Raw genomic sequence first — 22108 nt, forward strand, 5'->3', positions numbered from 1 at the left:
TTGGCCACGAAACGCTCGTTCTGAGCACCAAGGCGGCCGCCGATACTCAGAAATGATAGGCGAAGCGCAGGCTGCCGCTCTGGACCAGGAAGGACTCCCCGCCCGAGAGCCCGTATTCCGCCTTCGCCTCGAAGCCACCTGCCTTGTAAAAATCAACGCCCGCCGAGAAGGAGCCGAAGATGCCGGGCGAGTTCAGATAGGTCTGGAATGTGCCGTCCTGCGCCGAGGCGCCCACGAAGCTTGAGGAGACCGTGCGCGTATCGTTGGAGTTGAAGCTGACCCCGAAGGTCAGGAACGGGCGCAGGATCGCATCGTCGAGATTGTAGCGGCCGCCGATCTCCACCATGGGCGAGAAGATGAGGTTCGTCTGGCTGCTGCCGTCCACCTTGAGCGCATAGCCCAGGGCGCCCTGCTCCTGGTAGCCCGGCGCGGTGGAATAGACGAGGTCGAGATCCGCATAGGGCCGGATGTACCAGTTGGGGAAGGTGAACTCATAGCCCGCCCGCAGCCGCCCGCCGATGAAGGTCATGCTGCTGTCGCTCTCCAGCACGTTGTAGACCGCGGGCAGCGTCCCCACCGCCGGCAGGGAGACGAGCCGGTTGTTGTCGTAGCTCCCGTTGGCCACCGCGAGCGAGCCGGCGAACAGCCAGGGCCCCGCCACGTGCTTGATGGAGACGGCGCCGTCGAAGGATGTGCCGCTGCCGCTGGAGCCGTTGTTCGCCGAAGCCCAGCTCTGGCCGATGCCGAACGATCCGCCCACATACCAGCCCGCCGCAACCTCCTTCTGTGCGCCCATCCGATACACGACCTCCGAGACGCGGAAGCCCTGGGTGTCGCTGGTCTGCCACTGGCTCGCCCAGCTGCCCGTCACCTTGGCCCAGGTGCATTCGTCCTCCCCGAGCAGCGTTCCAGCGTCGACGAAGACCGGGCAGCTCAGGGCCGCGCCCAGCACGGCGCCGGAATTGTTCAGCAAAGCGGTGGCCTGCGCCTGCGAGGCTTCGGGCGAGAGGGTGCTCAGGGCAGACTTATAGGCGCCGCCGCCGCCCACCTGGGAGAGATAGCCGAACAGGGGCGCGAAGAGCGGGTCCTGGTTGTTCCAGGCGTTCGTCAGATAACCGGCGAAAGAGGCTTCGCCGGGGGTGAGCGCGACGCCGGCGGGCTGGAAATGCGCGCTGGGCGTGAGGAAGAGCGTGAAGCCGTTCTGCTCCAGGCTCCAGTCGAACAGGAGCGAGGATTGAGCGGTGGCGCTCCAGTCCAAGGGTCCGCCGGAGAGAACGGCATAGGATCCGGGCAGGAGGGTTTTCGCGTAAGGGGCAATCACGCCTTCCACGGCGGCGAAGCCTTCGACTTTCAGCATGTCCGCCTGTTGCGGCGCCCGCGCGTCGATGTCCACCGCGAGGATGCCGGAAGAGGACTGCCCGAAAAAGCCGGTGACGGTGGTCGTGCCGATGGTCCCGCGGCCCAGCACATTGATCGTGCCCGCATTCTGGAGCTCATACACATTCAACAGCGACCCGGAATTGAGCACGCCGTTATTGGCCATCATGCCCAGCGCCGAACCGATATCGACGCTGCCCGTGATGGTGCCGGCATTTGATACATAGGTCGTGCCGCCGCTGCTGAGGATGGCGGTGCCGTTCACTCCGTCCACCGTGGTGACCGAGCCACTTCCGGCGATCTGGATCTGGTTGGCGGTGCTCCAGTACAAAGGCTGGAATGCCCCCCCGGACAGAACGATGCCCGCCGCGCCGATGCCGCTGCCGGCGGCATAGCCCGCATTGGTCCCGCCGATCACGCTGCCGCCGACGGAGACGTTGATGGCCTGCACAGGAGCGCCGCTCTTAGTGGAGACGGTGCCGGTGCTCTGGGCGAGGATGCCGATGGCGCCGACGCCCGTGGCCTGGATCACCCCGCCCGTCTGGTTGACCGTGACGGTGCCGCCGGTGGCCGGGTTTTTCCCTTCGGACTTTCCATAGATCTGGGCGCTGTTGCCAAAGGCGAGGCCGGAATTGCCGGAATTGTTCGCGATGCCGCCGCCACCGCCCACCGATTGCGCCACGATGCCGTGCGCGTTGGCGCCGGTGGTGAGGATATTGCCGGCAACATTGACGCTCACCGCCCCGGCGGAGGCGTTCACGCTGTTGGATGTCTGCAGCGTGTTGGCTGAGAGCGGCTGCACGGGCAAAGAGGGATCACCCGCAAAACCGCCGCCGCCATAGATGCTCTGCGCGAGGATGCCCCAGGCGCCCGCGCCCGAAGTGGAAATGCTGGCCCCCGCGTTCAGGCCAACCGAGACCATCCCCGATGCCCCGTTGTTGCCGCCGGGCGTGCCCTGGAGCTGGGTGAGCGCGGTGTTGCCCGCAGGCACCGTGATGAGACCGCCGCCGCCGCCGATGCTCTGGGCGATGACGCCCATGCTGCGCGCGCCCATGGTGACGATGGGGCCGGCGACGGTCACATTGACCGCCTCGCCATTGCCGCTCGCGCCCGTGCCGCCGCCCATATAGATGCTGAAGGAGGAGGCATCGCGCCAGGGCGCGAAATTGGCGCTGAGGCCGGCCGTGTTTCCATAGCACAGGGTGGTCTGGACACCGCTCACCCGTGCCGAAGCGGAATTGGTGCAGCCGACCCCTCCGAGCCCGCCGCCGCCGCCGACGGACTGCGCCACGACGCCGTGCGCATCATCGCCCAGGGTCGTAAGCGCGCCGACGGTCACCGTGGTGCTGCCGCCATCGCCGCCCGCCGCGCCGGCCCCGCTCCAGGCGGCGCCGATGCCCACGGTGGTGGTGTTGTTGACGCTGCCTTCCGCGCCCACGCCGCCGCCCCCGCCGATGGACTGGGCGAGGATGCCGATGGCGCCGTAGCCCGCCGTGAGCACGCTGCCGGAGCTGTCCACCGTCACGACAGAGCCGTTGCCGCCCGTGCCGCCGGTCGCGCCCACCGACACCGTGGCGGAATAGGTGACTCCCTTGCCGTCGGCGCTGGGGATGCCCGCCACCGCGTTTGCCTCGGAGTTCGCCGCCCCGCCCGTGCCGCCGCCCCCGCCGATGGACTGGGCGAGGACGCCGTAGGCGCGCACGCCGAGGGTCGTGATGCTGCCGGTATTGGTGACCTGTACATAACCACCCGTACCACCCGAGCCGCCCGAGCCGCCCACCGCGACGCTGGCGCTGTAGCCGGCATCGGGCTGGTTCAGCAGATTTTCGATCTGGAAGATGGTGGTGAGAACGGCAGACGCGTCCGACGAGCCGCCGGCACCGCCGCCGCCGCCGATGCTCTGGGCGAGAATGCCGACCGCATCGCCACCGGTGGTGTAGGCGCCGCCATTCCGCTGGACGAGCTGGCCAGTGGATATGGTGCCGGCATTGGTCACCGTGACCACCTGGGCGCCCGCGCCGCTGCCGCCCGAGCCGCCGAGCGTGACATTCATGACCACGTTATCGCCGCTGCCCGCCGCCACGCCGCCGCCCGCATTGCCGCCGCCGCCGCCGATGGACTGGGCGAGAATGCCCTGGGAGCCGGAGCCGGCGGTCTGGATGAGGCCATTGGCGGTGTTGCTGACCAAAACCGTGCCGCCGAGGCCGCCGCCGCCGCCGGAACCGCCCAGCCCCAAGGACACGTCGACGGCCTTGCCGGTCTCCATGCCAAGATTGGGGCTGCTGACGCTGCCATTGCCGACACCGCCATTGCCGCCGCCGCCGGCGATGGACTGGGCCAGGATGCCGGCGGCGTTGTTGCCCTGCGTGATGATGGTGCCGCCGCAGAGCGCGCCGCAATTGCGATCCGAGTCGCCATTGACCACCCCGACAGCGCCGCCGGCGCCACCGCCCTTGCCCGCGCCGCCGATGCCGACGCCGATCTTGATGTTCACGCCGGCGCCCTCGATGGAGCGCGCCATGGCGCTGGCATCGCCGCCATTGCCGCCGCCCCCGCCGATGGACTGGGCGAGGATACCGATGCTCCCGTTCCCCGCGGTGGAGACCTTGCCGATATTCGTCACGGTGACGAAGCTGCCGGCCCCGCCGGAGCCGCCGGAGCCGCCCACCGCGGTGGAGATGGAGACGTTCGGCAGGCTGTCGGTGGGCAGGGATTCCGTGCGCGACAGGGCGGAGCCGCCATTGCCGCCGCCCCCGCCGATGGATTGGGCGAGGATGCCGATGGAATCGAGCCCGGTGGTGGCATAGGTGGCGTCCCGGCCTCGGACGAGGACGGTGCCGCCCTCGCCGCCCTTGGCGCCATTGCCGCCGATGGCGGTGTTGACGGTCAGCACCGTGTCGATGGAATAGACCACCGCGGCGCCGCCGGAGCCGCCGCCCCCGCCGATGGATTGCGCCAGCACACCGGGCGAATGCACGCCTGATGTGGCGACCGAGCTGCCATTGCTGATGATCTCGACGGTGTCGCCATTGCCTCCGGCGCCGCCGCTGCCACCCACCGCCGCCGAGAATGGCGTGAGGGCATAGGTCCTCGCATAGCCGCCATTGCCGCCGCCGCCACCCACCGACTGCGCCCCGATGCCGGGGGCGAAATGCCCGGCGGTGGACAAAGCGGCGGCGTCCAGGGTGACCTTCACGGCGGCGCCGTTACCCGACGCCCCGCCTGCGCCGCCCACCGAGGCCGCGAGGCCCGTGGCATTGGCGCCGTTGCCGCCGCCGCCGCCCACGCTATGGGCGAGGATGCCGAAGGCCCCATCGCCCTTAGTGGTGAGGGAGCCGCCCGCCTTCTCGACGCTCACCGCGCCGCCGTCGCCGCCAACGCCGCCATTGGTGCCGATGGCGATCACGCCCTTGGTGCCCGTGGCCGTGCCGCCGCCGCCGCCGATGCTCTCGGCCAGGATGCCGATGCCGGCGATGCCGGTGGTGCTGATGTCGCCGATGTCCCTGACATCAACCGTATTGCCGCTGGCGCCCGTGCCCGCCGTGTGGCTGCCGAGGAGATTGAGCAGGCCCGGCTTGCTGTCCATCACGCCGCCCGATCCGCCCAGGCTGAGGCCGAGGATGCCGATGGCCCCCACGCCGCCGGTGGAAATGGTGCCGGCATTGATGACGGTCACTGTCCCGGGAGAGCCCGTGCCGGGCCCCGTCTGGCCCACCTGGTCGATCTCATAGGTTCCGTCGGAATTCTCCTTGAGCAGCCCGACCCCGCGCCCGCCCGTCGCGCTGGCGGCGAGGATGCCGATGGCCACGTCGCCCTGGGTGGTGATCGAACCGGCGTTCTCCACCTTCACATCACCGGCATTGCCGGGCGGGGCGAGGGTGGAAGGCACGCTGTTGGGCGTGCCGCCATTCTCCAGGCTGTCCGGCGGCCGCTGGGAGGTGTTGGCATTGCCGCCGGTGCTGACGGCGAGGATGCCGACGCCCAATTCTCCGTTCGTGGTGATGGCCGCACCGCGTGAGACCACGACGCTGACATCCCCGCCATTGCCGTTCTGGTGGCCGTTGCTGGTGCCGTTCTCCGCATACCAGGACAGGCCGCCGGCGCTGAAGGCATAGATGGCGACCGAGTTGTCGCCGCGCATATTGATGGTGGCGCCGGGATTGAGCAGCACCGAGACGGTGCCGGCATTGCCACCCCGCGCCGAATCCTTGTTGTCCGTCGCACCCGAATAGCCGCCGACGGACAGGGCATAGACGCCATAGGCGTTGTCGGTGTTCAGCCCGCCGACGGGCGGCAGGACGGGGACATTGATGCTGCCCGACAAGATAACCGAGACGTTGCCGGCCGCGCCCCCGCCATTGACATTGTGGTTGCTGTCGTGGCTGTAGCCGCCGCCTTGCCCGCCCGAGCTCAAGGCATAGACGGCCGCGACGTTCGGGCCAAGCTGGATCACCGAACCCTCATTGACGGTCACCGAGACGTTTCCGCTGGTGCCGCCATGGCCCGATTTACTGCTGTCCGCATAGCCGCAGCCGCCCACCGACTGCGCCCAGATGGCCGCGGCCTGCGGGATGACGAGCCCGCCCAGCCCTTGGGCGCCGGGCGTGAGGATGCCGGGCGAATAGATCGTCCCGTTGTTGACGATGCTGACGTCCCCGGCCGCCCCGCCCAATGACGCGTTCGACGTGCCGTTTGCGCCTTGGGATTGCAGCAAGAGCGTCGCGTTGGAACCGATGCCGGTGAGGTTCTGGCTGTTGGTGGTGCTGACGCCGGACGGGTTGATCCCCTCGCTCCCGGCCGTGCCGTGCACAAGGCATGTGACCGGCTGGATGGTCTGGGCGCGGGCGGAAGAGGTGGAGGCGAGCAGCGCCGTCATCGGCACGGCCAGGGTCACAGCGGATCCGACCGCGAACGCGACCCCAGAGCGTACAAATCCCATGGAAACAGCCCCTCGACGTCCGTGTCCGACGCGCGCGGCGGGGCGTTGCCCCATCCGGATCCGATTGGCTCGGATCAGCGACGACGACCGAAGAAGAAAACGTAAGTGACTGCCAAGCTTACTGCAATTGCAGACTTCTCAGGGGCTGCTGAACGATCTTCAGGTGGCCATGCAGCTCAGGCGCCGTCAGCGTCCTCGCTCACGGCGTGCATCTGCTCCCGCAGCCATTTCAGGCCTTCGTCCGCCTCGTCGCAGGCGCGGTAGACCATCTCCAGGGTCACCTCGATCGGCTCCAGCGCGGGATCGAGCATGGCAAGACCGCCTTCCGCGAGCGCCGATCGGGCGAGGCGGGCCGGCACGGTCCCCACCATGTCGGAGGCACGCAGGAGGGGAGCAAGGGCCGTGAAATAGGGTACCGAGACGGCAACCCGCGGCGCCGGCGTGGCGTGTGCCCGCCCCTCCAGCACGGCCCGCTCGATCCAGACGCGGCGCACGAGGCCCCGGTCGTCCTGAAAGCCGTCGCCGCGCATCTCGTCGGTTCCGGTCAGTTCGACCACGGCGTGCGGATATGCGAGGAGGCGGGCCGTCGTTACGTCACCATCGAGCAGCGGATGGCCTTCCCGTACAAGAAGCGCCGCGCGCTCGGTCACGAGCCTGCTCCTGCGCAAGGTGTCCGGAAGGGCCTCGAACCAGCCGATGAGAAGATCCACCGAGGCGCTTTCCAGTTGCCGCCGGAAATCCAACCGGCTGAGCGGGATCACTTTGAGATCGATGGCGGGCGCGACCACGGCGAGGCGCGCCATGAGCTTGGGCAGGGTGACGGAGCAGAAGAGGTCGCCGGCCGCGATGCGGAAAACGCGGTTGGACTCGGCCGGCACGAAGGGGCCCGCATTGAGCGCGCCGCCAAGCAGCGCCAGCGCATCCTGGACCGGGCCCGCGAGCGCGAGCGCCCGCGGCGTCGGCACCATGCCGGTCTCGCCGCGCACGAAGAGGTCGTCATCGAGCGCCTGCCGCAGCCGGGCGAGCGCGTGGCTGACCGCGGAGGCACTGAGATTGAGCTCCTCGCTGGCCAGCGAGATGCTGCGATAGGTCATCACCTGATGGAAGACGTAGAGCAGGTTGAGGTCGATCTGGCGCAGGTGCATGGCAGCTCCGTTCCCCTTCCGCAGGGATGCCCCCTCTCGCCGACCCCGAGAGAGCCCCCGCCCAGCCGTTCGCAGAGCTTTGCCCGAACTTTATCCGCGGCCTGCCGCTCGACGCAGGGGGAAATAGCGTCGCAAAGCACGAGACATCAAGCGTTTCATCCCGCGGGGTGAAGGATCTCAGAGCTTGCGAATCCGGCGGTCGGTCGCCGGCGCGACCATTCCGGGGATGTAGGCGTCCGAAATGAAGGACCGGCAATGGGCCTCGAATGCCTGCAGAAGCCGGGACTTCTTGAAATGCGCGACGGTGGCGGTGCCGACCACCATGGGACGGTGCTCGCCGGCAAGGCGCACCCTGACGACGCGGCGTCCGTCGAGCGCCAGATCCGAGCGCGGGCGCACATTGGCGAGCGTATAGCCGTAACCGTTCGCGACCATGGTGCGCACCACCTCCTGATGCGCGGAGCGCGAATGGATCTTGGGCTGCAGCCCCTCTTTGAGGAACAAGGCAAGGAAGTATTCGGCGCTGATGGGCAGGTCCAGCAGGATCAGCGGCTCATCCGCGAGGTCCGCAAGGCTGACGGCGGAAAGCCGCGCGAAGGAATGCGCCTCGCTGACCACCACGTGCGCCGGAAGGCTCGCCAGGGGGGTGAAGGCGACACCGTCCGGAATCTTCAGATCATAGGTGATCGCGATGTCCATTTCCGCGCGCCGGAGGCCCTCGAGCAATCTCTCCTGGTCGGCCTCCACATGCTGGATCTGGGTGCCCGGAAATGCCGACGTGAAGCCGTGCGAGAGTTCCGGGATGATCATGGGCGCCAGGGTCACCATGCAGCCGACCGAAAGCTGGCCGCGCACCTGGTCGGTCGCTTCCGAAGCGACGGCATAAAGCCCTTCCGCCTGCTCGATGAGATGCTTCGCCTCCGCCAGGAGCTGGCGCCCGACCGGCGTCAGCGACAGGCCCTGGGCGTGGTGGCGCACGAAGAGCTGGACGCCCAGTTCCTGCTCGAGATGGCTGATGGCGGTGGAGATCGAGGGCTGGGAGATGCTGATGCGCTCGGAGGCGAGCGTGATCGAGCCGGTCTCGCCGGCGGCGATGAAATATTCGAGCTGCCTCAGCGTATAGCGCATGAGGCTTCCATAGCCTGTTCCGGATCGCCTTGCGAGCGGCCCGGAACAGAGGCGGGCCACCCGCTCTATTCGTCGCCGGGCACGCCGTAGCTGGGCGCCGCGCCCGGATCCAGTGCGCGCTGCACATAGGCCTCCATCTGCGGCCGGTAGAGCGCCCAGAGCGCCGCAAGGCGGCCGATGGGATCGGTCTCATCCCAGTCCACCCGCAGATCGGCGATGGGCCAAGCCTCCTCACCGGCCATCAGCAGGCCGGCGGAATGCACCGGCCCTGCCTCGCCGCCCGCCGCAAGGCCCGCCTGAAGCGCAGCGATCAGCCGGTCACCGAGGTCTCCCCCGGCGCCCTCGAACGCAGCCGTCATGGCGGCGGGGACCGACGTGGTTGCCAGCATGTTGCCGGCCGCCACGCAATCGCGCCCCTCGGACTTGCTCCAGGTGCCGAGCGTGCCCGAACCGGAGAAGATCGCGGTTCCGCCGCGCGCATCCACGGCGGTCACCTGCCGATGATCCATGTGGGGGCGGGAAGCAGCCAGCACCTCAACGGCCGCCTGCGCGGGAGCGCCCAGCGCCATCAGGTCGAGAGCGGCGGGCCCAAGCCTGGGATCGGTGACGTTCTGCGAGCAGACGGCGCCGACGCCCGCGCGCACATGCGCGCAGCGGGCGGCCACCGCCGGTGAGGAGGACGAGATGGCGATGCCGAACCGGCCGGTCTTCGCGCAGCGCGCGGCGATGGAGAAGGTCATGGTGCCCTGCCCTGGTCAGTCGGGGATGACGGCGGTGGCGTCGATCTCCACCAGCCAGCTGGGGCGGGCGAGCGCCACCACGACGAGGCCGGTGCAGACCGGATGCACGCCTTTGATGTACTCGCCCATGGTCCGATAGACCGCTTCGCGGTGGCGCACGTCGGTGAGATAGACCACGAGCTTGCAGACATGCTCCATCTTGCCACCGGATTCCTCGACGAGCTGGCGGATGTTCTGCATCACCTTGTGGGTCTGGGCGACGGGATCGCCCAGCCCGACGTCTTCCGCCGTGTCGAGGTCCTGCGGACACTGGCCGCGCAGGAAGATGGTGGCGCCGCGCGCGACCACCGCCTGGGCGAGATCGTTGTCGAGACGCTGCTCGGGATAGGTCTTGGCGGTGTTGAACGGGCGAATGCGCTTGTGGATCATCGTGCGTTACCTCGGCTTGAAGGGTGAGGGCCGCTAGGGCGCCAGTTGGTCGAGCAGGCGGTCCATCATGCGATCGCACGCGGCGAGCTGATCGAGCGCGATGTATTCGTCCGGCTTATGCCCCTGATCCATGGAGCCCGGACCGCAGATGATGGTCGGGATAGAGAGACGGCCGTCGAACAGCCCCCCTTCCGTCCCAAAGGCGACCTTGAAGGTGGAGGGATCCTCGATCAGCCGCCGGACGAACGCGACGATCGGCGCGTCGGATGGCGTGGCGAGGCCGGGATAGGTGTTCACCACCTCGAAGGCGATGTCCGCTTCGGGAAACGCCCCCCTGCTCCGCTGCACAAGCCGCGCGGCGTCGTCCATCAGCCGATCGAGGATCTGCGAGGCATCATCCTCGGCAATATTCCTGATCTCGAAATCCACCGTGCAGCGGTTCGGCACGATGTTGAGGGCGGTTCCGCCTGCGATCACGCCGGCATGCAGCGTGGTGAAGGGCACCTCGTAGTCGGGATCGCGCGTCCCTTCCTCGGCGATGCGATCCTGGTGCTCGCGCAGCACGCCGACAAAGTCGCAGGCCAGATGGATGGCGTTGAGCGCCTTGGGCGCGAGGGCGGAATGACCCTCCACGCCGCAGCAGGTGGCCCGCGCCGCCAGCTTGCCCTTGTGGCCGGTGGCGATCCGCAGCAAGGTCGGCTCCCCGACTATGCACATGAGCGGGCGGATGGGCGCCGTCTCCAGGCGCTCGATCAGCGACCGCACGCCGACGCAGCCCACCTCCTCGTCATGGCTGAGCGCGAGGTGAAGCGGCGTCGCAAGGGTGCGCCCCGCCGCCCGCCCGGCTAGCGCGAGCATAGATGCGACGAACCCCTTCATGTCGGCAGCGCCCCGCCCATAAGCGCGGCCGTCTGTGACGCGCAGGCGGAATGGATCGCTGCTCCAGGCCTGCCCTTCGACCGGCACCACGTCCGTGTGGCCGGACAGCATGACGCCCGGCTTGTCGGTCGGGCCGATGGTCGCGAACAGATTGGCCTTGCGCCCGTCCGGCGTGGCGATGATCTGGCTTTCGATGCCGTGGGCCGCGAGCAGGTCGCGCGCATAGGCGATCAGCTCGCGATTGGGATCGCGGCTGACGGTGGGAAAGGCGATGAGCCGTTCGAGGATGTCGAGCGTGGTCATAGGTAGAGATGCCGTACCGCGTCGCTCTTCAGCAACTCCGAGGCGATGCCGGAAGCGACCACGCGGCCCTTCACCAGCATGATGCCACGATGGGCGATGGACAAAGCGGTCTCCGCATTCTGCTCGATCAGCAGCACGGTGGTGCCGCGCCGGTTGATCTCCGCGACCGTGTCGAAATATTCGTCGATGAGCTTCGGCGAGAGGCCGAGCGAGGGCTCGTCCATGACGACGAGCTTCGGCGCGCCGATCAGCGCGCGGGCGAGCGCCACCATGGCCTGCTCGCCGCCGGAGAGCGTGCCGGCGCGCTGGTTGATGCGCTCCCGCACGCGCGGAAACAGATCGAGCATGCCTTCCAGCTTGTCGGCGAACCGGCCTTCGGCCTTCTGCGCCTCGAAGCCGAGGCGGATATTGTCGCGCACGCTGATATCCGAAAACAGCCGGCGGCCCTCGGGCACGAAGCCGATGCCCAGTGCGCTCAGCGCCTCGGTGCGGGTGCGGACAAGGTCGTGGCCCATGATGCGGATGCTCCCGCCGGAAAGCGGCAGCAGCCCGGAAATGGCGCGGAACGTGGTCGTCTTGCCCGCGCCATTGGGGCCGAGGATGCAGACCAGTTCGCCGGCCTCGACCTTGAAGGAGACGTCCCGCAGCATGGCAACGACGCCATAATTGGTGTCGACCTTTTCAAGCTCCAGCATGCTGCGTCGCCTTGCGTCCGAGATAGGCTTCCTGGACCCGCGGGATCTTGCGGATCTCCTCATAAGGCCCGTCGGCGAGCTTCTGGCCATAGTCGAGCACCATCACGCGGTCCGGCAGGCTCGCCACGAGTCGCATGTCGTGCTCGATGATCATCAGCGAGAGGTCGGGGCGCTCCGCGCAGACGGCGCGGATATCGTCCATCAGCGCATCGGTGTCGGCGTCGTCCATGCCCGAGGATGGCTCGTCGAGCAGCAGCACCTTAGGATCGGTGGCGAGCGCCCGGGCGATCTCGAGCCGCCGACGGTCCGCCTGCGCCAGTTCGCCCGCCGGCCGATGGCGCTGGGCGTGGAGCCCGCGCGACACGCTTTTCAGCAGCATTTCGGCATGAGCGGCGGCGGCCTCCAGCTCCGCCTTGGCCCGGCCGCGCCGGAAGATGGCGTCGAACACCCCCGCGCGGGTGTGGGTGTGGCGGCCGATGACGACATTGTCCAGCACGCTCAGATCGCCGAACAGCCGGCTCGACTGGAAGGTGCGGGCGATGCCGCGCGCGACGATCCTGTGGGCGGGAACGCCGTTGAGCGGCTTGCCCTCCAGCCGCACCTCGCCCGAGGAAGGCACATAAATGCCGGTAATGATGTTGAGCAGCGTCGACTTGCCGGCACCGTTGGGACCGATGATGCCGAGAATCTCGCCGCGCTTCAGGGTGAAGGCGACCTCCGCCATGGCGACGAGACCGCCGAAGCGCATGGTGAGGTTCTCGCCTTCGAGAACGACGGGGGAGGAGACGGAAACACCCACGGTCAGTCTCCGTAGCGTCGCAGGCGCTGGGGGAAGAGGCCCTGGGGGCGGATCATCAGGAACAGGATGACGGTCACGCCGAAGAACAGGATGCGGTAGTCGGAGAAGGCGCGCAGCTTCTCCGGCAGCAGCGTCAGCAGGAAGGCGCCGACAATGACGCCGAGAATGTTGTCCATGCCGCCCGCGATCACCATGGTCATGATGGTCACCGAGACCAGGAAGGTGAAGTTGTCGGGCGAGATGAAGCCCACATAAAAGGCGTAGATGGTGCCCGCAAACCCGGCGAGGAAGGCATCCACCGCGAAGGCGAGAACCTTGTACCAGGTGACGTTGATGCCCTGGCAGCGCGCCGCCAGTTCATCGGTGCGCAGCGCGTTCCAGGCGAGGCCGACGCGCGAATCGTGCAGGCGCTCGGCGAAGACGATGGAGATCAGCACCAGCAGCGCCGAGAGATAGTAGAAGTTGGCCTGCGCCGGCAGCTCCTGGCCGAAGATGATGAGCGGCGAGCCGAAGGAATGGCCGAACAGCTCCGGGACCGGAATGCCGACAAGGCCATTCGGGCCGCCGGTGAATTCCAGATTGTTGAAGAGCTGGTTCACCACCACCCCGAACGCGATGGTGACGAGGGCGAGATAACTGTCCCGCGTGCGCATGGAGGGAATGCCGAGCAGGAAGCCGAAGATGGTGGCGACGATCGCGGCCGCGGGCAGCGCCAGCCAGAAGCTGACGCCGAAATTCAGCGCCAGCAGCGCCGAGGCATAGGCGCCGATGCCATAGGAGGCGCCGGTGGCGAAGTTCGGGATGTTGGCGCTGCCGAGCTGGAAGTTCAGCGCGAGCGCCAGGACCGCATAGAGCATGGAGAGCACGCACAGATGCAGCGCATAGGTGCTTCCCTCCAATGCGAAGGGGAAGGCGAGGACGAGGGCAATGCCCACCAGCTTGGCAAGGCGCGAATGCCGCGCGAACGCCGCCTCCAGCCGGGCTTCCAGCGATGGCATGCGCTCCATCAGCACCAGCGCCGCGCCGAACAGCAGCAGCAGGCCGATGACGAGGCGCCAATCCTCGGCGAGAAGGAACTGGCGCAGGAACACCGCGCCGACCAGTTGGACGGCGATAACCGTCAGCCCACCCGACACCGGGTTGGATGTGTCGCGAGACAAAGCCGGGCTCTGCGTCATCAGACCTTCTCCACCAACGTGCGGCCCAGCAGCCCGGACGGGCGAAACACCAGAACGCCGATGACCAGCAGGAAGACGAAAACGAGGCGGTAGGACGCGCCATTGGGGACGGTTGCCTGCACCAGCGTATCGAGGCCGGCGATCAGCAGGCTCCCGATGATGGCTCCCGGCATCGAACCGAGCCCCCCGACCACCGCGGCGGAAAACCCGATCAGGCCGACATCGATGCTGAAATCGAAGCGCGACATGCCGGCGTAGCTCGAAAAGAACAGGCCCCCGATGGCGCCGATGGCGGAGGCGATGAAGAAGGTGGCGCGGAAGATGCGCCCGGGATTGATCGCCATGAGCCGAGCCGCATCGCGATCCTGGGAGACGGCCTTGATGTGGAGGCCGAGCCGGGTGTTGTTGAGCATGAGGAACAGCGCGCACACGCAGAGCGCCGACACGGCGATCACGGTGAGGCTGAAGAGGGGGACCACGAAGCCGCCGAACGCGATATCGCCCGAGACGAGGCGGGGAAAGGCGTGCGGGTTGCTCCCGTTCGGGAAGAGATGCCGGATCAGTTCGCGCAGCACGATCCCGAGCGCGACGGTGGCCACCAGCGCCATCATCGCGGGCGCCTTGCGGAACCTCTGGATGACGAGAAGATCCAGGAGCACGCCGACCACGCCGGTGATGCCTACCGCGAGCACGAGCGCCAGGAGAAAGGTGAAGAGGGAGGGCGCGTCGCCCAGCGAAGAGCCGATGGCGGAAATGATCGCCAGTGCGAAGAACGGGGCGAGCAGCGAAACATCGCCGTGCGAGAAGTGTATGATGTTCAGCACGCCGAAAAGCAGGCTAAAGCCCACGGCGATGAGCGCATAAATGCTTCCCAACGTGATCCAATTCAGCACCTGCTGGAAGAAGATTTCGCTCATGGCCGGCCTCTTTCGGGGCTCTGCTTTGTGTCCTGCATCGCGCGAATTTGCCCCAAAGCAGCCACGGTTTAGAATAGTTTTTTCCAAACCAATGGGTCCGATGTTTTGAAGGAGCTCTCGCACCGCTGGGTCAGCGCCCGTGACGCTCCCACGGACTTGGTTCGGAAAATACAAGGTCAACGGTTCCGAAGTTCCGATTTTCTTTCCGGCGGTGACGGAGCGAGACTTCGCAGCATGGGAGCGTTCGCGCCTCCCGGCCAACCAAGAAAAGGCCCCTTCCAGGCCATTTCAGAGGAGACACGACTATGGCTTCCCCGCGCGCCACGCGCCTTCCACGCTCCCTGGCCTTCGCAGCCCTCGCTGCCCTGACGCTCGGCGCCGCTTTGCCCGCCCAGGCTCAGGAGACGGTGAAGATCGGCTTCATCGGACCGCTCAGCGGCGGCAACGCCCAGCAGGGCATCGCCGCCCGCAATGGTTTCCAGCTCGCCGTCGATCAGGCGAACGCCGCCGGCCTGCCGTTCAAGATCGAGCCGGTCATCCTCGACGATGCGGCCAATCCGCAGACCGGCGTCTCCGCCGCGCTGAAGCTCACCAACGACCCGAAGGTCGTTGCCGCCACCGGCCACTGGAACAGCGGCGTCGCGCTCGCCACCATCCCGGTGTTCAGCCGCGCCAACGTGCCGTTCGTGATCTGGGGCGCGATCAGCCCGAAAATCACCGAGAAGAACAACCCCATGGTCTCCCGCGTGGTGACGACGCTGGTGAACACCAACGCGCCGCTCGCCAAATGGGCGGTGACCGGCATCGGCAAGCGCATCGCCATCGTCTCTGACACGAGCGACTACGGCGCGGCCAATCTGGAGAACTTCCGCAAGTTCTTCGAGGCGGACGGCGGCACCATCGTCGCGGCCGAGAGCGCGCCCGTGGGCACCACCGATTTCCGTGCCCTCCTCACCAAGATCAAGGGCACCAATCCCGACGCCATCTATTTCGGCGGCGTGGTGGCGGAAGCGGGCCTCGTACGCCAGCAGATGGTCCAGCTCGGCATGAACCAGCCCATGATCGGCGTGGACGGCTTCTACGATGCCGGGTTCCTGAAGATCGCCGACACGGCGGCCAACGGCACCATCGTCGGCATTGCCAAGGAAGTGGGCAATCCCAAGCTCGATGCCATGACGGCAGCCTACCAGAAGGCCAATTTCGCCGATCCCATCGGCTCCTATACGAAGAACGCCTACGACGCGACGAACATCATCATCGACGCGCTCAAGACGGCCGGCACCAAGGACAAGGCGGCCATCGCCAAGGCGATCCGCGCCATCGAGTATGACGGCGCCATGGGCCACACCAGCTTCGATGAGAACGGCCAGACCAAGCGCGAGGTCGTGCTCGAACTGCGCGAAGTGAAGGACGGTGCCTGGACCACCCGTCAGTGACGTAAGACGGCAGCGGCGGTGCCCGCCACCGCCGCTGCAATTCCAAGGGACAGGCCAAGCGCCTCCCAAGGCGGCACCGGGATAATCAACACGGTCCGCGCCGGCCGGCACATCGCCGCCGGAACGGCTTGGCCGTGCCGGGCACGGTGCGTTCCGCCGCATACAGTCATGTCGACGTGAGGGTCGCAAATGTCAGTTGAGAAGATCGACACGCTGGTCATCGGCGCCGGGCAGGCCGGTCTGGCCATGAGCGAGCACCTGGGCAAGCACGGCGTGCCGCATCTCGTTCTCGAGCGTTCCAGGATCGCCGAACGCTGGCGCTCGGAACGTTGGGACTCGCTGGTGGCGAACGGCCCCGCCTGGCACGACCGCTTTCCCGGCCTCGCGTTTTCCGACGTCGACCCTTCCGTCGGGCCGGACGACTTCGCCCACAAGGAAACCGTGGCGGACTATCTCGTCGCCTATGCGGACAAGATCGCCGCGCCAGTGCGCTGCGGCATCGAGGTGCGGAAGGTGGAGCGGAATTCCGGCCGTCCCGGCTTTCGCGTCGAGACATCCGCCGGCACGATCGAGGCCCATCGCATCGTCGCCGCCACCGGGCCGTTCCAGCGCCCCATCATCCCTCCCGTCGTTCCCGCTGACGCCGGCATCCTGCAGATGCACTCCACCGGCTACCGTAATCCAGCCCAGCTGCCCGAAGGCGCGGTCCTGGTGGTGGGGGCGGGCTCGTCCGGGGTTCAGATCGCGGAAGAGCTTCTGCGGTCGGGGCGGTCCGTCTATCTGTCTGTCGGGCCGCATGACCGCCCGCCCCGGGCCTATCGCGGCCGGGACTTCTGCTGGTGGCTCGGCGTGCTCGGCAAATGGGATGCCGCCGCCCAGGAGCCCGGCAAGGAGCACGTGACCATCGCGGTGAGCGGCGCGCTGGGCGGACACACGATCGACTTCCGGCGCCTCGCCGCGCAGGGCATGGTCCTCGTCGGGCTGACGCAGGCCTATGATGGCGGCGTGCTGCGCTTCGCGCCCGACCTCGCCCATAATCTCTCGCAGGGCGATGCGAATTACCGGTCGCTTCTCGATGAAGCGGACGCCTATGTCGCGTCCAACGGCCTGGATCTGCCGGAAGAGCCTGCGGCGCGGGCCGTGATCGAGGACGCCGACTGCATCGCCCATCCCCTCCTCTCGCTCGATCTCGCCGCGGCGGGGATCTCGACGATCATCTGGGCGACCGGCTTTGCCGTCGACTATAGCTGGATGAAGGTGGACGCCTTCGACGAAAAGGGACGGCCAAAGCATCAGCGCGGCGTCTCCACCGAGCCAGGCATCTATTTCCTCGGCCTGCCCTGGCAATCCAGGCGCGGCTCCAGCTTTATCTGGGGCGTCTGGCACGACGCCAAATACGTGGCGGATCAGATCGCCATCCAGCGCAGCTATGCCGCCTACGATGCGTGGCGCAGGGTCGGCTGACGCATCCTCGATGCGAGGCGCGTGCCGCCGCCCTAGACGCCGCCGGGCTCAGCCGGATCATCGGGAGCATGTGCCCGCGTCGGCGCCGCGACCAGATGCCATCCGGCGAGGATGGGCACCAGAAGGAGGATGCCCACCAGGATCCCGGTGAGCCGGGCAAGGGCCGGCGCGATCTCGGCACCCACATAGCTGTCGGGCACCAGGGTCACCAGGATCGCCAGGGTAAACTGGGTTCCGGCATAGGCGATGGAGCTCTTGCCGTTCTCGATATGCCGGCCCAGGGCGACGCCCAGCATCGTCCCGATGATCAGCACCGGCGCGCTCGCCTGCACTGAGGCATGCGCCAGGAAGAGGAACGCTGTCGCAAGCGCCGCGCCGCAGATGCATCCGCCCACCCGCAGGACGATCCGGCGGCTCACCGGAACGAGCCCGCTCTTGCCGATGCTGCTCACCGGGATCAGCATGAGCGCCATTATGGTGACGGCGCCTTGGGACAGCTCCGGGATCTGGAAAGCCGCACTGAGGAAGGGCAGTGTGGCGAGGGCAAGGGCACCTTGGCTCGCGTGGCGGGCGGCTTCCGGGCTCCAGCCGAAGCGGGGTGCCGGCGGGCTCGGCGGGCCCGGCCAGCGCCGCCGGAGCGTGAACGTCGAGACCATGCTGACCAGCACGCAGGCGACGGTGCCCGCTATGACCTCCCGTATGCGCGTCGAGACAAAGGCCTCCACGACGTGGTCGGGATGTTCGAGCTTGTCCAGCAGGATCATGGCGAAGGTCAGACCGACGAACAGCCAGGCATAGCTGCGCTTGCTCATGAGCGAGCCATAGAGCGCGCCGCCGCCGACCAGCGCCAGGGCCGCCGCCGAGGCCGCCGGGCTGGTCCAGATCAACGGCGTCGCGGTGAGCGCCAGCAGCGCGCCGGCAATGGTGCCGATGATGCGCAACACGCCGCGCCACAGGCTTTCCGAGATGTGGCCGCGCATCACCATATAGCCGGAGAATGCGGCCCAGGAGATGTTCTGCACATCCGCGAGATGGCCGAAGGCGATGGCGAGCAGCACGGAGGCGACGCATTCGAGCTCGTCGACCATTCGCGGACCGGGAGTGAAGAACTCCTGCGCCTGCGCCACGAGGCGCTGGCGCCACCAGCTATCTACTGCTCCGCCATTCACTGGCCGCCCCCTGCGCTTGGAGCCTGAGATTTAGCGTCTCATCATCGCGTCGATGAGACATCCGATGCATTCCTCGGAGCCTCTATATCACTCAGGCAAGAATCACTCAGGCAAGGCCTGTGGCGGGGGTACGCGCAACATCGCCGAGGCGAACACCGCCCAGCGCGCCTTGAACAATGGCTCGATAACCTGCAGGCCTGTCCCATCAGTGTTACCAAGCCGGACGCGATTGTTCACGCCTTCCAGAAGGTCCACGAGAATATCCCGGATGGTCGATGGGTCCCCGGACCGGATGAGGCCTGCGGCCTGCGCTGCGATGATTGCTTCGGTCAGAGGCTCCAGCGCGGCCTCGGACCACGTGGCAAGCCGCTCTCGCAGCGCGCCGGACAAAGCGGCTTCCGCATTCACCGAGAGATAGAAAGCCGCATAGTCGCGCGCGGAGCCGAGCACGCAGTAGCGCAGCGCCACATGGCGCACCGCGTCGAGGGGGCCCGTCGCTTCACCAACCGCAGCGGCGAGCGCGTGGCGGAAATCAAGGATGTCCCGCTCCAGCACGGCCTCCAGCAAAGCCGCTTTGTTGGGATAGCGGCGGTAGATGGTGTGCTTGGATATTCCGAGCTGAGCCGCAATTTCCTCCAGCGAGCTGCTCGCGATCCCTTTTCGGCAGAAGGCAGCGCGGGCGCCATCAAGGAGACGGCCATCAAGAACCGCGGCCTGCTCCCGGGTCGGTCGTCCACCTGACTTTCGTCCGCTCACTCCTCGTCCCCCGATATCCAGGCGCCGGGCCGCACCATTGCGCTCCAAGCCAGCCCGCTATAAACAGCACGACTTCGTGCTGTTTATAGGATGCCGCCTGCATGTCGTCCATCACCGTATCCCGGCTTTCCTGGGCGACGCCTGATGGCCGGAATGTCTTCTCGGACCTCGACCTTCGCTTCGGCAAGGAACGCGCCGGGCTGGTGGGGCGGAACGGCGTGGGAAAGACCACGCTCTTCAAGCTCATTACGGGCGAGGCCCGACCGAGCGCAGGAACGGTGCGCGTGGATGGTACGCTCAGCCTGTTGGCGCAAAGCGTGCAAGCCGGCCCCCAGGAGACGGTCGCGGACCTGTTCGGTGCATCACGCGCGCTTGACGCCCTGCGGCGCGCCGAAGCCGGCGCCGCCAGCCTCGACGAGCTGGCTGACGTCGATTGGACCATCGAGGAACGCATCGCCAGCGCGCTCGTGCGCGTCAGTCTCGACGCCCAGGCCGACACGCGTCTGAAGACCCTTTCCGGCGGCCAGAGGACGCGCGCCAGCCTCGCCGCCGCCATCTTCGCGGAACCCGACTTCCTGCTGCTGGACGAGCCGAGCAACAATCTCGACCGTGCCGGCCGGGCGGCGGTGATCGAGCTTCTGGCCGGCTGGCGGTCCGGCGCGATCATCATCAGCCATGACCGGGAATTGCTCGAACATGTGGACGCCATCATCGAGATGACCTCGCTCGGTGCCGCGCGCTATGGCGGCAATTGGAGCGCCTATCGCGCCCGCAAGGCCATCGAGCTGGAGGCGGCACAGCACGATCTCGCCCACGCGGAAAAACGGGTGGCGGAGGCAGACCGCAAGGCGCAGCTCGCCAGCGAACGAAAAGACCGCCGCGATGCCGCCGGAGCGCGCAAGGCCGCGCACGGGGGTCTGCCCCGTATTCTCATCGGAGCCCGCAAGAACAATGCGGAAGCGAGCCGCGGCGCGGGCGCCCGCCTCGCCGACAGCCAGCGGTCCCAGGCGCAGGACGCCGTGGCAGAGGCGAGAGCCCGTGTCGAGATTCTCCAGCACCTGTCGATCACCCTCCCCTCCACCGGCCTTCGGGCGAGCCGCCATGTCATCTCGCTGGATGGCGTTGTCGCGGGCTATGAGGCTGGCGACCCGGTCATTCGCGACCTCTCCTTTTCGATCGCGGGGCCGGAACGCGTCGCCCTCATCGGTCCGAACGGCTCGGGCAAGACGACCCTCCTGAAGTTGATCGCGGGTGATCTGGAGCCCTTGAGCGGCACCGTGTCGGTCGCCGTGGATTTCGCCATGCTCGACCAGCAGGTCGGCATCCTCGATCCTGCTCTGTCTATCCTGGACAATTTCAAGCGCTTGAATCCCGGCTCGAACGAGAATGCCTGCCGCGCCGCCCTTGCGGGCTTCCTCTTCCGGGCGGACGCCGCGCTCCAAGAGGTCGGCACGCTCAGCGGCGGGCAGATGCTTCGCGCCGGGCTTGCCTGCGTGCTCGGAGGATTGCGGCCGCCATCCCTCCTCATCCTCGACGAGCCCACCAACCATCTGGACATCGATTCCATCGAAGCCGTCGAGGAGGGCCTGTCGGCCTATGACGGCGCCCTGCTCGTGGTGAGCCATGACGAGGCCTTTCTCGCCAATATCGGCATCAGCAGGCGCCTGTGCCTCTCCGGCCATGCCTGACCGGGAAGGCGCTCGCGAACGTACCCACTCACAGGATGAGCAGCAGCTTTCCGGCGAAGTTGGCGATCAGGCCTAGAGCGTGACCACGATCTTCCCGAACTGGGCATTCGATTCCAGGAAACGATGCGCTTCGACCATCTCCTCGAAGCGAAAGGTCCGGGCGATCACCGGGCGGAGAGCGCCTGTGGCGAGGCCGTCCAGGATAAACGTCTTCGCCGCATCCAGTCGCGCGGGATCACCCGATATCTCATGCATGAGATATCCCCTCAGCGTAAGGGATTTTCCAAGAACATTGCCGAGCGGGAAGGGCGTGGGCTCAGGGCTGAGGCCGCCATACTCGATCAGCACGCCCCCACGGGACATGGATCCGGTCAAAGGTTCAAACAAAGAGCCTGCGACGGGATCGAACACCACGCGGGCGCCGTCCGGTCCAGCGATCTCCGTCAATCGCGCGGAGAGATCCTCGGCTTCCAGTACGACCACATGCGCGGCGCCAGCTTCGATGAGCGCCTTCCGCTTTGCCGTCGTTCGCGTCACGGCGATCGGCGTCGCGCCAACGTGGTTGGCGATTTGGATCGCTGCCAACCCGACGCTGCTCGACGCCGCAGTGACGACGACGAAGTCGCCGCGGGTGAGTTTGGCAATATCGATCAGCGCTCCATAGGCGGTGATGTATGGCATCCACAGCGCGGCTGCGGTCTCCCAGCTCAGTGACGGCGGATGCTTGACCACCAGTCGCGCGGGGAAGACCGCAAGCTCACCATAGGCAGGCCACCGGATCATGGATGGCGGCGGCACGATGCTGACCGCGTCGCCAGGCGCAAGATCCTGCACGTCGCTTCCCAGGGATTCGATGAGTCCCGAGGATTCCAACCCAAGGCCGGAGGGAAGAGCGGGCTGCTCGATATAGATGCCCCGACGCAGTAGCGCCTCGGCCCGGTTGAGGCCGAGCGCTTTCACGCGAATGCGGACCTCGTCCGGGCCCGGCAACCGGATTTCGTGCTCCTCAATGCGCAGCACTTCCGGACCGCCCAACTCATGAAACCGCACAATGCGTGGCATGGTC

At 67.2% G+C, this 22108-nt stretch carries 16 protein-coding genes; 3 read left to right on the forward strand and 13 right to left on the reverse strand.

Features of this window, described 5'->3' with window-relative positions:
- Positions 1-46 precede the first annotated feature (46 nt).
- From ABLE91_RS21300 to ABLE91_RS21345, 10 genes are all read right to left on the reverse strand, one after another.
- Entirely contained in the window at positions 47-6316 is a 6270-nt protein-coding gene (locus tag ABLE91_RS21300; protein WP_348934093.1) for a hypothetical protein, read from the reverse strand.
- Between the two features lie 176 nt (positions 6317-6492).
- Positions 6493-7461, reverse strand: coding sequence for a LysR family transcriptional regulator (locus ABLE91_RS21305; protein WP_348934095.1), 969 nt, complete (start codon positions 7459-7461; stop codon positions 6493-6495).
- 177 nt (positions 7462-7638) lie between these two features.
- A complete protein-coding gene (locus ABLE91_RS21310; protein WP_348934097.1) occupies positions 7639-8589 on the reverse strand; it encodes a LysR family transcriptional regulator in 951 nt (316 codons plus the stop codon).
- 65 nt (positions 8590-8654) lie between these two features.
- Positions 8655-9329: a DUF1028 domain-containing protein gene (locus ABLE91_RS21315; RefSeq protein ID WP_348934098.1), complete on the reverse strand. Its 675-nt coding sequence runs from the start codon at positions 9327-9329 to the stop codon at positions 8655-8657.
- Positions 9330-9344: 15 nt separating this feature from the next.
- A complete protein-coding gene (locus ABLE91_RS21320) occupies positions 9345-9758 on the reverse strand; it encodes a RidA family protein (RefSeq protein ID WP_348934100.1) in 414 nt (137 codons plus the stop codon).
- A 33-nt stretch (positions 9759-9791) separates the two neighbouring features.
- Positions 9792-10940 (reverse strand): acetylornithine deacetylase, encoded by a 1149-nt coding sequence (argE, locus tag ABLE91_RS21325; protein ID WP_348934101.1) that lies wholly within the window; start codon positions 10938-10940, stop codon positions 9792-9794.
- Entirely contained in the window at positions 10937-11635 is a 699-nt protein-coding gene (locus ABLE91_RS21330; protein ID WP_348934103.1) for an ABC transporter ATP-binding protein, read from the reverse strand. The genes argE and ABLE91_RS21330 overlap by 4 nt, the downstream gene beginning before the upstream one ends.
- Positions 11622-12434, reverse strand: a complete 813-nt coding sequence (locus ABLE91_RS21335) for an ABC transporter ATP-binding protein (RefSeq protein ID WP_348934104.1) — start codon at positions 12432-12434, stop codon at positions 11622-11624. Before ABLE91_RS21335 ends, ABLE91_RS21330 begins: the two co-directional genes overlap by 14 nt.
- A gap of 2 nt (positions 12435-12436) precedes the next feature.
- Positions 12437-13612 carry a branched-chain amino acid ABC transporter permease gene (locus ABLE91_RS21340; RefSeq protein WP_348934106.1) on the reverse strand — a complete coding sequence of 392 codons (1176 nt, stop codon included), beginning with the start codon at positions 13610-13612 and terminating at the stop codon, positions 12437-12439.
- On the reverse strand, positions 13612-14529 hold the full coding sequence (locus ABLE91_RS21345; RefSeq protein ID WP_348934108.1) for a branched-chain amino acid ABC transporter permease: 918 nt from the start codon (positions 14527-14529) through the stop codon (positions 13612-13614). Before ABLE91_RS21345 ends, ABLE91_RS21340 begins: the two co-directional genes overlap by 1 nt.
- A gap of 305 nt (positions 14530-14834) precedes the next feature.
- Here ABLE91_RS21345 and ABLE91_RS21350 point away from each other — a divergent pair, with 305 nt between their 5' ends.
- Complete coding sequence (locus ABLE91_RS21350; RefSeq protein WP_348934110.1) at positions 14835-15965, forward strand: branched-chain amino acid ABC transporter substrate-binding protein; 1131 nt, start codon at positions 14835-14837, stop codon at positions 15963-15965.
- A 189-nt stretch (positions 15966-16154) separates the two neighbouring features.
- A complete protein-coding gene (locus ABLE91_RS21355) occupies positions 16155-17429 on the forward strand; it encodes a flavin-containing monooxygenase (protein ID WP_348934111.1) in 1275 nt (424 codons plus the stop codon).
- A 32-nt stretch (positions 17430-17461) separates the two neighbouring features.
- Here the strand turns inward: ABLE91_RS21355 and ABLE91_RS21360 are convergent, their stop codons facing one another.
- Both ABLE91_RS21360 and ABLE91_RS21365 read right to left on the reverse strand, forming a co-directional pair.
- Entirely contained in the window at positions 17462-18598 is a 1137-nt protein-coding gene (locus ABLE91_RS21360) for an FUSC family protein (RefSeq protein WP_348934112.1), read from the reverse strand.
- A gap of 102 nt (positions 18599-18700) precedes the next feature.
- Positions 18701-19354: a TetR/AcrR family transcriptional regulator gene (locus ABLE91_RS21365; protein WP_348934114.1), complete on the reverse strand. Its 654-nt coding sequence runs from the start codon at positions 19352-19354 to the stop codon at positions 18701-18703.
- A 101-nt stretch (positions 19355-19455) separates the two neighbouring features.
- Here ABLE91_RS21365 and ABLE91_RS21370 point away from each other — a divergent pair, with 101 nt between their 5' ends.
- The gene (locus tag ABLE91_RS21370) at positions 19456-21042 is read left to right on the forward strand and encodes an ABC-F family ATP-binding cassette domain-containing protein (protein WP_348934116.1); all 1587 of its coding nucleotides are present in this window, start codon (positions 19456-19458) and stop codon (positions 21040-21042) included.
- Between the two features lie 72 nt (positions 21043-21114).
- Here ABLE91_RS21370 and ABLE91_RS21375 read toward each other — a convergent pair whose 3' ends face one another.
- Positions 21115-22104 carry a zinc-dependent alcohol dehydrogenase family protein gene (locus ABLE91_RS21375; protein WP_348934358.1) on the reverse strand — a complete coding sequence of 330 codons (990 nt, stop codon included), beginning with the start codon at positions 22102-22104 and terminating at the stop codon, positions 21115-21117.
- Positions 22105-22108: the final 4 nt, after the last annotated feature.

This window comes from Aquabacter albus (assembly GCF_040049275.1).
In the GTDB taxonomy this organism is placed as follows: domain Bacteria; phylum Pseudomonadota; class Alphaproteobacteria; order Rhizobiales; family Xanthobacteraceae; genus Aquabacter.